We start from the raw sequence: 11,028 nt of genomic DNA on the forward strand, positions 1-11,028 counted from the left end.
GCTTGGGCACCCGCGACCAGCCGGGCGGACCGGACGCGACATAGCCGCCGCCGTATGCCGTCACCATCCCCTCGCCGGGTCGGCGCACAACCGGGACGGCGAAGTAGGCAGCCGGTCGTAGCGACAGCGCGTCGTAGCCGTCGAAGAGGGCGGGTGCGAAGAGCCCGGAGCCGGCAGCGAGCTCGGTCAGGGACGGGTCCTCGTGCGTGACGTGCAGGCTCCCCGTGCCGCCGCCGTTGACCACCTCCACGTCGGCAAGGGCGCGGGCGGCTGCGACGACCGCTGCGCGACGGGTCCGCAGCTCGGCGTCGGAGACCTTCTTCATCCGGCGCACCACCGGTGACGAGTCGGGCAGGCCGGCGATCTGGGCGTCGTAGAACATCAGGCCGGCGACGACGAGGCCCCGCTCCTGGGCACGACGGATGACGGTCGCGACGTCGGCCGGGGTCCGGGTCGGCGAACGGCGGACGCCCAGGTGGGCCGGGCCGATGCGCAGCGACGCGTCGACATCGACCGCCACGCGCAGGCCCTCGTGGCCCGGCACCTCCCGGGCGATGAAGTCGACGTGCTCGACGCTGTCGATCATGACGATGACCGCCCTGGTCAGGGCGGGGTCTGCCGCGAGCTCGGCCAGGGCCGGCACGTCGACGCTCGGGTAGGCGACGAGGAGGTCGTCGTGGCCGTCGCGGGCCCACCACAGCGCCTCGCGCACGGCGTAGCACATGAGGCCCCGGAAGCCGTCCCGGCCGAGGGCACGCTCGATGAGACGCCGACTGCGCAGCGACTTCGTCGCGATCCGGATCGGCGTGCCGGCGGCGAGCTGCACCAGAGTGGCGGCGTTCGCGTCGAACGCGTCGAGGTCGACCACCGCGAGGGGGCCCGGCAGGTCAGCGGTGGCGGCCGAGAGGCGCGCCGCGACGGGCGGCGACAGGCGGCGATGCATGCCCTGCACCCTATCCAGCGTCGCCTTTCTCTCACCCCATATCCGAGCCGCGCGGTTCGAGGTGATCCGCGACCGTATGCCGGGGCGTATCACCTCGACCCATCGCGGCCCGCGCCCCGTCGCCGCCCGGTCGGGACGTGGGCAGTCGACCTGGTGGGTGGTGGTGACGGGTTGGGGGTCAGCCGACGCGGTCGACGACGCTCAGGGCCAGGGCCTGCAGGGCCGCCTTGGCGTCGCTGTCGGGCAGCGGGTCGAGCAGGGCCTGCGCCTCGCGGGCGACGGCATACGTCTCGTCGCGGGCCTGYGCGAGGGCGGGGTGGGCACGGAGCAGACCGAGCGCCTCGGCCAGCGCCGCGTCGTCGGTCAGGTCACCGCCGAGGAGCTCGAGCAGGCGCGCGTCCGCGGCATCGGTCGGGTCGGCCATGGCCCGGAAGCGCAGGACGGCGAGCGTGTCGACGCCTTCGCGCAGATCGGTGCCCGGGACCTTGCCGCTGTCGTCGGCGTCGGAGGCGATGTCGATGAGGTCGTCGGCGAGCTGGAACGCGATGCCGACCTTCTCGCCGTAGGACCKCATGATCTCGACGGTCTCGGCCGAACCGCCGCTGAACATGACGCCGTACCGACCGGCCGTCGCGATGAGCACGCCCGTCTTGTCGGCGAGGACCCCGAGGTAGTAGTCGACGGGGTCGACGCCGTCGGGGCAGGCCCGGTCGTCGCGGATCTGTCCCGAGCACAGCCGCACGAACGTCTGCGCCTGGATGAGGACGGCCTCGGCCCCGAGGCCGGCGACGAGCTCGGACGCCTTGCCGAAGAGCAGGTCGCCGACGAGGATCGCCGTCGAGTTGTCGTAGGCGGCGTTGACGGACGCGACGCCGCGTCGCACGCTCGCCTCGTCCATGACGTCGTCGTGGTACAGCGAGGCGAGGTGGGTCAGCTCGACGCCTGCGGCCGCGCTGACCACGTCGTCGTTGATCCCGTCGCCGAGCTCGGCGGCGAGGAGGGTCAGCAGCGGCCGGAACCGCTTGCCACCCGCTTCGACGAGGTGCCCGGAGGCGCCGGCGATGAACGGGTCCTCGTGGTCGACGACCTGCGTGAGCAGGGCGTCGACCCGGCTCAGCCCGTCACGCAGGCGGGCCGACAGATCCGCAGTCGCCCCGGGGATCCCGAGGACCGGCGGGGTGGCGTGCGTCGTCATCGCACCCCGTGACCGAGCCGTCGTGCCGACGTCGTCATCGGACGAACTGCGATGCGCGGTCGGCGAGGTCGAGCAGGGCCGACGGCAGCACACCGAGCGCCAGCGTGACCAGCGTGCCGATGGCGATCGAGAACGTCGTCGACACCGACGGCGTCACGACCTCGACGGTGTCGTCCTGAGCCTCGCTGAAGAACATCAGCACGATGACGCGGGCGTAGACGAACACCGTGATGGCGCTGCACACGACACCGACGACCGCGAGGACCGTGCCCGTCGCGCCACCCGAACCGACGGCCGCCGAGAAGACGGCGAACTTCGAGACGAAGCCCGAGGTCAGCGGGATACCGGCGAAGGCGAGCATGAGAAACGCGAAGGCGCCGGCCACGACCGGGTAGCGCCTGCCGAGCCCGGCCCACTGCGACAGGTGCGTGGCCTCGGCACCGTTCTGGCGCACGAGCGACACGATGGCGAAGGCCGCGATGGTCGCGAAGCCGTAGGCGACGATGTAGAAGAGCACCGCGCCGACGGCCCTGCGGTCGAAGGCGAGCACGCCGACGAGGATGAAGCCCGCGTGCGCGATCGAGGAGTAGGCCAGCAGGCGCTTCATGTCGGTCTGCGTGACCGACAGCACCGAACCGACGATCATGGTCAGCAGCGCGACGAGGACGAGCGCGTTGGTCCACTCCCAGCGGGCGGTGTCGAGACCGACGTAGGCCAGGCGCAGGATCGCACCGAACGCGGCGGCTTTGGTGCACGCGGCCATGAAGCCGGTGACCGGCGTCGGAGCGCCCTGGTAGACGTCCGGCGTCCAGGCGTGGAACGGCACCGCACCGACCTTGAAGAGCAGGCCGACGAAGACGAGGAACGCCCCCGGCACCAGCAGGCCGTTCATCGCCAGCGGGCCGGCCGCGATCGCCCTGGAGAGGTCGCCGAAGTAGACCGAGCCGGCGTAGCCGTAGAGCAGGGCCGTGCCGAAGAGGAAGAAGGCCGAGCTGAACGCGCCGAGCAGGAAGTACTTGAGCGAGGCCTCCTGCGAGAGCAGCCGTCGACGACGGGCCAGGCCCGAGAGGATGTAGAGCGGCAGCGAGAGCACCTCGAGTGCGACGAACATGCCGATGAGGTCGTTCGTCGTCGGGAAGAGCATCATGCCGAAGATCGCGAACATCGTCAGCGGGAAGACCTCGGACGTCAGCGCGCCCGCTCGGGCCGCCGCGGTCTCGTTGGCCGAGCCCGGCGTCGACGCACCGCTCGGGGTGAACGCGTCGGGGCCGACGCCGCCGAAACGCTCCGCCATGGTGAGGACCCCGAGCACACCCATGAGCAGGATCGCGCCCTGCATGAAGAGAGCCGGGCCGTCGATCGCCAGGGCGAAGAGCTGGTGGTTGGTCGAGCCGTCCGTCAGGCCCATCGTCAGGCCCTGGTGCTTGGCCGCGAGGATGATCGACGCGGCCGCCGCGAGCAGGCCCACGACCGCAAGGGTGACCTGGATGACCTGCCGACGCTCACGCGGGGCGAAGGCCTCGACGAGGACGCCCACCAGGGCCGTCACGAAGACGATCAGCAGCGGCAGGACAGCGAGGTATTCGACGTTCGACTGCTGGAACGCTGCGGGAAGTGCGGGCAGCGCCAGCGGAGCGACGGCGGTCACTTCGAGCTCCCTTCGGCCACGGTGCCGGTCGTGTTGAGGTTCGGAATGGCGTGCTGGACGTGCGCAAGGGTCTTGTCGACGGCCGGGTTGATCACGTTCAGCGCGATGTTCGGCAGGAAGCCGAGCACGACGAAGGCGGCGATCAACGGGGCGGCGACGAGCTTCTCGCGCGTCGTCAGGTCGCGCACGGCGGTGAGGCCGTGACGGCCGCGCTCGTCGAGCCGGTCGTGCTCGCGCTCGCCCACGAGGCCCTCGGGCTTCGGGCCGGTCATGACCCGCTTGTACATGAGCAGGATGTAGAGCGCGGCGAGGATGATGCCGGAGGTCGCGATGACCGCCGCCACCGGCTGCGACGAGAAGCTGCCGACGAGCACGAGGAACTCCGAGACGAAGCTCGACAGGCCCGGGAGGGCCAGACCCGACAGGCCCGCGACGAGGAAGATCCCCGCCAGCGCAGGCGTGATGCGCTGCCACCCACCGAAGTCGGGGATGCGCTTGCTCCCCCGACGCCGGACGAGCATGGCGGCGAAGAGGAACAGCGCTGCCGTCGAGAAGCCGTGGTTGACCATGTAGAGCGTCGAGCCGCCCTGGCCCACCGTCGTGAAGGCGAAGATGCCCAGCACGATGAAGCCGAAGTGGCTCACGGACGTGTAGGACACCAGGCGCATCATGTCGGTCTGGCCGATGGCGAGGAGCGCGCCGTAGATGACGGAGAGCACCGCGAGGGCCACGACGACGGGCGTCGCCCACTCGCTCGCCTGCGGGAAGAGCTGCAGGCAGAAGCGGATCATCCCGAACGTGCCGACCTTGTCGAGCACGCCGACGAGGAGGGTCGCCGTCGCCGGCGAGGACTCGGTGGCGGCGTCGGGCAGCCAGGTGTGGAACGGCACCATCGGCGCCTTGACCGCGAAGGCGAAGAAGAAGCCGACGAAGAGCAGCCGTTCGGTGACCGGGTTCATCGAGAGGCCGGTGAGGCGCTCGATGAGGAAGCCGTCGGTGCCACCGGGGCCCTGCAGGTAGAGGGCGATGACGGCCACGAGCATGATGAGCCCGCCGGCCAGCGAGAAGAGCAGGAACTTCATCGCGGCGTACTGCCGGCGCGGACCGCCGAAGCGGCCGATGAGGAAGTAGACCGGGATGAGCATGGCCTCGAAGAAGACGTAGAAGAGGAACACGTCGGTGGCGGCGAACACCCCGACCATGAACGTCTCGAGCACGAGGATCAGCGCGAAGTAGGTCTTGACGCGCTGGCCGCCGCGACGGCCGGCCTCCTCGGGCACGTCGTGCCAGGCGGCGAGCAGGCAGATCGGGGTCAGCACGAGGGACATGAGGATGAGCACGAGCGCGATGCCGTCGACGCCGAGGGCGTAGTTGACACCGAACTGCGGGATCCACGAGTGCTGCTCACCGAGCTGGAACTGGGCACTCGACGCACGGTCGAACTGCGTCGCGGCGATGATGCCGACGACGAGCGTGACGACGGAGAAGCCGATCGCCATCCGCTTGGCGTTCTCGGCGGTCCCCGGCGCGAAGGCGACGACGAGCGCGCCGACGAGCGGGATGAGGCCGAGGATCGTCAGCCAGGGGACGGTGGACATTGCGGTCATCAGGACATCACCCAAAGAGCACCGAGGATGGCGACGACACCAGCGAGCATCGTCAGGGCATAGGAGCGCGCGAAGCCGTTCTGCAGCTTGCGCAGGCGGGAGCTCGTCCCGCCGACGAGGGCGGCGAGGCCACCGGCCGCGCCGTCCACGCCCTTGCTGTCCGCGAAGACGAGCGAGCGCGTGAGGTGGATACCGGGTCGCATGAGGAGGGCCTCGTTGACCTGGTCCTGGTAGAGGTCCTTGCGCGCGGCCTGCGTGAGCAGCGACCCCGTGGGGGCCGTGACCGGGACCTCGTCCCGCCAGTAGCGCAGCCAGGCGAGTGCGCCGCCGGCCGCCACGAGGATCAGCGTCAGGGCCATGAGCACCGGGACCGGGATCACGGGCTCGGCACCTGCGGGCTCGGCGCCGGTGACCGGCTCGAGCCACGTGTTGAAGAAACCCGTGGGGCCCAGGATGAGGCCGAGGAAGGCCGACCCGACGGCGAGCACGATCATCGGGATCGTCATGAGGCTGCCCGACTCGTGCGGGTGCACGTCGTCGGTCCAGCGCTTCTTGCCGTGGAAGGTCATGAAGAACAGGCGGGACATGTAGAAGGCCGTGATGCCGGCACCGATGAGGGCGGCCAGACCGAAGACCCACGGGCGCCAGCCCTCACCGATGAAGGCGGCCTCGATGATCTTGTCCTTGGACCAGAAGCCGGAGAACGGCGGCACCCCGAGGATGGCGAGCCAGCCGATGCCGAAGGTGGCCCACGTGATCTTCATGGCGCCGGACAGACCGCCGAAACGGCGCATGTCGACCTGGTCGTTCATGCCGTGCATGACCGACCCGGCGCCGAGGAACATGCCTGCCTTGAAGAAGCCGTGCATGAGCAGGTGGAAGATCGCGAAGGCGTAGCCGACCGGGCCGAGGCCCGCGGCGAGCATCATGTAGCCGATCTGGCTCATCGTCGAGGCCGCGAGGGCCTTCTTGATGTCGTCCTTGGCGCAGCCGACGATCGCCCCGAAGAGCAGCGTGATGGCCCCGACGATGACGACGACGAGCTGGGCCGTGGGTGCCGCCTGGAAGATCGGCGACGAACGCACGACGAGGTAGACACCTGCCGTGACCATCGTTGCCGCGTGGATCAGCGCCGACACCGGCGTCGGGCCGGCCATGGCGTCACCGAGCCAGCTCTGCAGCGGGAACTGGGCCGACTTGCCGCAGGCGCCGAGCAGCAGCATCAGGCCGATGGCGGTCATGAAGCCCTGGTTGGCGTTGCTGCCGGCCGCGCCGAACACCGTCGCGAAGTCGACGGCGCCGAAGTGGAAGAACATCAGGATGATGGCGATGGACAGACCGAAGTCACCGACGCGGTTGGCCACGAACGCCTTGTTGGCCGCCGTCGCGTAGGCCGGGTTGTAGTTCCAGAAGCCGATGAGCAGGTAGCTCGCGAGGCCCACGCCCTCCCAGCCGACGTAGAGCAGCAGGTAGGAGTTGGCGAGGACGAGCAGGAGCATCGCCGCCACGAAGAGGTTGAGGTAGGCGAAGAAGCGCCGCTTGTCGGCGTCGTGCTCCATGTACCCGAGGGAGTACACGTGGATGAGCGAGCCGACGAAGGTGATGAGCAGGACGAAGACCATCGACAGCTGGTCGACGAGCAGCCCCGCGCTCACCTTGAACGACCCGGCGGCGATCCAGTCGAAGAGGTTGATGCCGACCGCGCGGTCCTCGGCGCCGCGGCCGAGCATCGCGAGGAAGACGACCGCGCCGACGACGAAGGCGCCCCACGACAGGCAGGTCGCCAGCACGGGACCGAACGAGTCGGTGCGGCGGCCACCGAGGAGCAGGATGGCGGCACCGAGCAGCGGCAGCGCGACGAGGAGCCACGCGTATGCCGTCACCCCGCTGGCGGCGTGCGCCTCACCTTCGTGCGTGGCGAGGCCCACGGCATACGTGCTCAGCGTGCTCGACGAGCTCGCGAGCGTCTGGACGAGAGTTCCCATTCTGGGCGGCGCTCCTTACAGCTTCAGCAGGTTGGCGTCGTCGACCGAGGCCGAACGGCGGGCGCGGAAGATCGCCATGATGATGGCGAGCCCGACGACGACCTCCGCGGCTGCGACGACCATGACGAACAGGGCCATGACCTGCCCGTCGAGGGCGCCGTGCATCCGGGAGAAGGTGACGAGCGCGAGGTTCGTCGCGTTGAGCATGAGCTCGACACCCATGAAGACGATGATCGCGTTGCGTCGCAGCAGCACGGCTGCCGTGCCGATCGCGAAGAGCAGCACCGCGAGGTAGACGTAGTGCATCGGGCTCACTTGGACCGACCTTCCTCGATCTCGCGCTCCATGTGGCGCTCGACGTCCTTGAAACCGTCGGTGGTCGCGACCTGGTCACGGGCCACGAGGACGCGCGAGACGGACAGGTCGCTCGGCGTGCCGTCGGGCAGCAGCGCCGGGGTGTCGACCGCGTTGTGGCGGGCGTAGACACCGGGCGCGGGCAGGCCCGCGACGTTCTTGTTGTCGCGGACGCGCTTGGCGGCCCACTCGGCCTGCGTGATGCGCGGCGTCAGGCGCTCGCGGTGGGCGAGCACCATGGCGCCGAGGGCTGCCGTGATGAGCAGCGCGGAGGTGACCTCGAAGATCCAGACGTACTGGCCGAAGATCAGCTCGGCGAGCCCGGTCACGTTGCCGGTGTCGGCGTTCGAGGAGACGAGCTTGTCCATGCCGGCCTGCACACTCTGCTGGTCGAGGACGACCTGGCCGAGCGAGAAGACGAGCACGCCGGCGAGGCCCACCACGAGCAGCAGGGAGGCCCAGCGCTGACCCTTGATCGTCTCGACGATCGAGTCGGACGAGTCGACGCCGACGAGCATGAGGACGAAGAGGAAGAGCATCATCACGGCGCCGGTGTAGACGAACACCTGCACGATCCCGAGGAAGTCGGCCTTCTGCATGATGTAGAAGATCCCGAGGATGCACATGACGAGTGCCATGCCGAGGGCGGCGTGGACGGCCTTCTTGGCGAAGAGCAGCCCCAGCGCGGCGATGACCGCGATCGGGGCGAGCAGCCAGAAGCCGACGGCTTCGGCGGTGGAGGTCACGGGTTGGCCCCTTCCCTGGTGTGTGCTGCGGTCGGGTGCCCCGCGTGTGCGACGTCGTGCTCGTAGGGGACGGCCGCGGCGGCGTTGCCCGGACGGCCGGCTGCGCCGGTCACCGAGGGGGCGCCGCTGCCGTCGTCGTCGAGGGCGTCCAGGTCGTTCCTGCCGGCGTCGCGAGCCTCGACGTACGCCTTCTGCGCGTCGGTGGGTCCGCTGACCTTGCCCTGGTAGTAGTCGCGCTCCTCGAGCCCGTCGGACATCGGGAACGGCGTCGGCAGCATGCCGCTCTGGAGCGGCGCGAGCAGCTGGTCCTTGGTGAAGATCAGCTTGCCGCGGTCGTTGTCGGCGAGCTCGTAGAAGTTCGTCATCGTCAGGGCGCGCGTCGGGCACGCCTCGATGCACAGGCCGCAGAAGATGCAGCGCAGGTAGTTGATCTGGTAGACGCGGCCGTAGCGCTCGCCGGGGCTGAACCGACCCTTGCCACCCTGGTCGAGCGGGGTGTCGTCGTTGTCCGCGCCCTCGACGAGGATCGCGTCGGCTGGGCAGGCCCACGCGCACAGCTCGCAGCCGATGCACTTCTCGAGGCCGTCCGGGTAGCGGTTGAGCTGGTGGCGGCCGTGGAAGCGCGGCGCCGTGGGGCGCGGCTTCTCGGGGTACTCCTCGGTGGCGACCTTGCGGAACATCGTGGAGAACGAGACCCCGAACCCGGCCACCGGCGCGAACAGCTCCGAGAGGAAGCCCTTCTCGCGGTCGTCACTGCCGGATCGCTGGTCGCGGGGCGCGCCGACCTCCGAGCGCTGGGCGGGGCTCCGGGGCGACACGTGCTTGCCGACGGTGTCGTCAGACATGGTCCTCCTCCTTGACGGCGGTCGAGGTGCGGGCGGCGCTGCTCGTCGTCAGCACGGGCTGCCGCGACGAGGACAGGCGCGGGGTCGGTTCGGCGAGGCGCTGGCCCGGCAGCGGCGGCACGGGGTAGCCGTCCTCGAAGGGGTCGATCTCCTCCGGTGGCGTCTCGTCCTCGGCGGCAGCCCGGGCGGCGCGCTTGTCGTCCCAGATCCACGCCGCAGCGAGGGCGATGACGGCGACGATGCTGACGATGACGACGGTCGCGACCGAGAGCTCCCGGCCGGCGAAGGTCAGCTTGCTGTCACCGAGGAAGCCGAGCTGCGCGCCGCGGATGAACGCGACGGCGACGACCCAGGCCAGGGTGATCGGGATGAGGAACTTCCAGCCGAAGCGCATGAACTGGTCGTAGCGCACGCGCGGCAGGGAGCCACGCAGCCAGACGAAGATGAACATGAAGAGCCACAGCTTGGCGGTGAACCACAGCAGGCCCCACCAGCCGCCGCCGAACATGTTGTCGTTGATCGCCGAGATGAACGGCGGGGCCTGCCAGCCACCGAGGAACAAGGTGGTTGCCAGGGCCGACACGGTGAACATGTTGACGTACTCGCCGAGGAAGAACATCGCGAAGCGCATCGAGGAGTACTCGGTGTGGAAGCCGCCGGTCAGCTCGCCCTCGCCCTCGGCGAGGTCGAAGGGCAGACGGTTGGTCTCGCCGACCATCGTGATGACGTAGACGGCGAAGCTGAAGAACGCCGGGAGGATGTACCAGAGCGAGCTCTGCGCCGAGACGATGGCCGAGGTCGACATCGAGCCGCTGTAGAGGAAGATCGCGACGAGCGAGAGGCCCATGGCGATCTCGTAGCTGATGACCTGGGCGGTCGAGCGCAGCCCACCGAGGAGCGGGTAGGTCGAGCCCGAGCTCCAGCCGGCGAGGATGATCCCGTAGACGCCGACCGAGGCGACGGCGAGCACGAGCAGGACGGCGACCGGGACGTCGGTGACCTGCAGCGGCGTCCGGTGGCCGAACATCGACACGGTGCCGCCGAGCGGGATGATCGCGAACGAGACGAACGCCATCGTCGCGGCGATGAGCGGCGCCAGGGTGTAGATGAGCTTCTCGGCGCGCGCCGGCGTGATGTCTTCCTTGAGCATCGACTTCATGCCGTCGGCGAGGGTCTGGAGCAGGCCGAACGGGCCGTTGCGGTTCGGGCCCGGGCGCTGCTGCATGCGGCCGATGACGCGGCGCTCGAACCAGATGACGAGCAGCGTCGAGACGAGCAGGTAGACGAAGATGCCGACGGCCTTGATCAGGGCCAGCCACCATGGGGTGTCGCTGAAGTCGGCCGTGGGGTTCTCGGTCATGGGCAGCGCGGCCGCCACCCCGTATGCGGTCAGGCCGAGGCTCATGCCGCACCACCCTTCGTGACGTGGACGCGGCCACCGGCATCGGTGCCGAGGCCCGTGCGGATCGAGCAGTCCTTCGCGTTGGTCGGGAGCCAGACGACCCCGTCGACCATGCCCTCGGTGACGACCGCCGGCAGCGTGACGCTGCCCACGGGGCCGGTCACGGTGACGGCGTCGCCGTCGGCGACGCCGAGTCGGGTGGCCGAGGCCACGGACAGGCGCGCGACCGCGAGTGGTGCGGTGCCGGCCAGGAACGGCTCGCCGTCCTGCATACGGCCGGCGTCGAGCAGCGTGGCCCACGTG

10 protein-coding genes are annotated in these 11,028 nt (G+C 69.8%); all 10 read right to left on the bottom strand.

Features of this window, described 5'->3' with window-relative positions; all coding sequences use genetic code 11:
• Positions 1-943 (bottom strand): alanine racemase (locus AC1DP0_RS10855; RefSeq protein ID WP_478084500.1); only part of this gene is annotated, 943 nt, incomplete at its 3' end.
• 178 nt (positions 944-1,121) lie between these two features.
• Positions 1,122-2,138, bottom strand: a complete 1,017-nt coding sequence (locus AC1DP0_RS10860) for a polyprenyl synthetase family protein (RefSeq protein ID WP_478084501.1) — start codon at positions 2,136-2,138, stop codon at positions 1,122-1,124.
• 34 nt (positions 2,139-2,172) lie between these two features.
• The gene (gene nuoN / locus AC1DP0_RS10865; protein WP_478084503.1) at positions 2,173-3,786 is read right to left on the bottom strand and encodes an NADH-quinone oxidoreductase subunit NuoN; all 1,614 of its coding nucleotides are present in this window, start codon (positions 3,784-3,786) and stop codon (positions 2,173-2,175) included.
• Complete coding sequence (locus AC1DP0_RS10870; RefSeq protein ID WP_478084513.1) at positions 3,783-5,384, bottom strand: NADH-quinone oxidoreductase subunit M; 1,602 nt, start codon at positions 5,382-5,384, stop codon at positions 3,783-3,785. The genes nuoN and AC1DP0_RS10870 overlap by 4 nt, the downstream gene beginning before the upstream one ends.
• A gap of 8 nt (positions 5,385-5,392) precedes the next feature.
• Positions 5,393-7,378 (bottom strand): NADH-quinone oxidoreductase subunit L, encoded by a 1,986-nt coding sequence (gene nuoL, locus AC1DP0_RS10875; protein ID WP_478084505.1) that lies wholly within the window; start codon positions 7,376-7,378, stop codon positions 5,393-5,395.
• A gap of 15 nt (positions 7,379-7,393) precedes the next feature.
• Positions 7,394-7,684, bottom strand: a complete 291-nt coding sequence (nuoK, locus tag AC1DP0_RS10880; protein WP_478084515.1) for an NADH-quinone oxidoreductase subunit NuoK — start codon at positions 7,682-7,684, stop codon at positions 7,394-7,396.
• A gap of 5 nt (positions 7,685-7,689) precedes the next feature.
• Complete coding sequence (locus AC1DP0_RS10885) at positions 7,690-8,478, bottom strand: NADH-quinone oxidoreductase subunit J (RefSeq protein ID WP_478084506.1); 789 nt, start codon at positions 8,476-8,478, stop codon at positions 7,690-7,692.
• The gene (gene nuoI / locus AC1DP0_RS10890; RefSeq protein WP_478084508.1) at positions 8,475-9,323 is read right to left on the bottom strand and encodes an NADH-quinone oxidoreductase subunit NuoI; all 849 of its coding nucleotides are present in this window, start codon (positions 9,321-9,323) and stop codon (positions 8,475-8,477) included. Before nuoI ends, AC1DP0_RS10885 begins: the two co-directional genes overlap by 4 nt.
• Positions 9,316-10,728 carry an NADH-quinone oxidoreductase subunit NuoH gene (gene nuoH / locus AC1DP0_RS10895; protein ID WP_478084509.1) on the bottom strand — a complete coding sequence of 471 codons (1,413 nt, stop codon included), beginning with the start codon at positions 10,726-10,728 and terminating at the stop codon, positions 9,316-9,318. The genes nuoI and nuoH overlap by 8 nt, the downstream gene beginning before the upstream one ends.
• A partial coding sequence (locus AC1DP0_RS10900) for a molybdopterin dinucleotide binding domain-containing protein (protein WP_478084510.1) occupies positions 10,725-11,028 on the bottom strand: 304 nt, incomplete at its 5' end. The genes nuoH and AC1DP0_RS10900, both read right to left, overlap by 4 nt.

The organism is Terrabacter sp. P5_B1, from assembly GCF_056400505.1.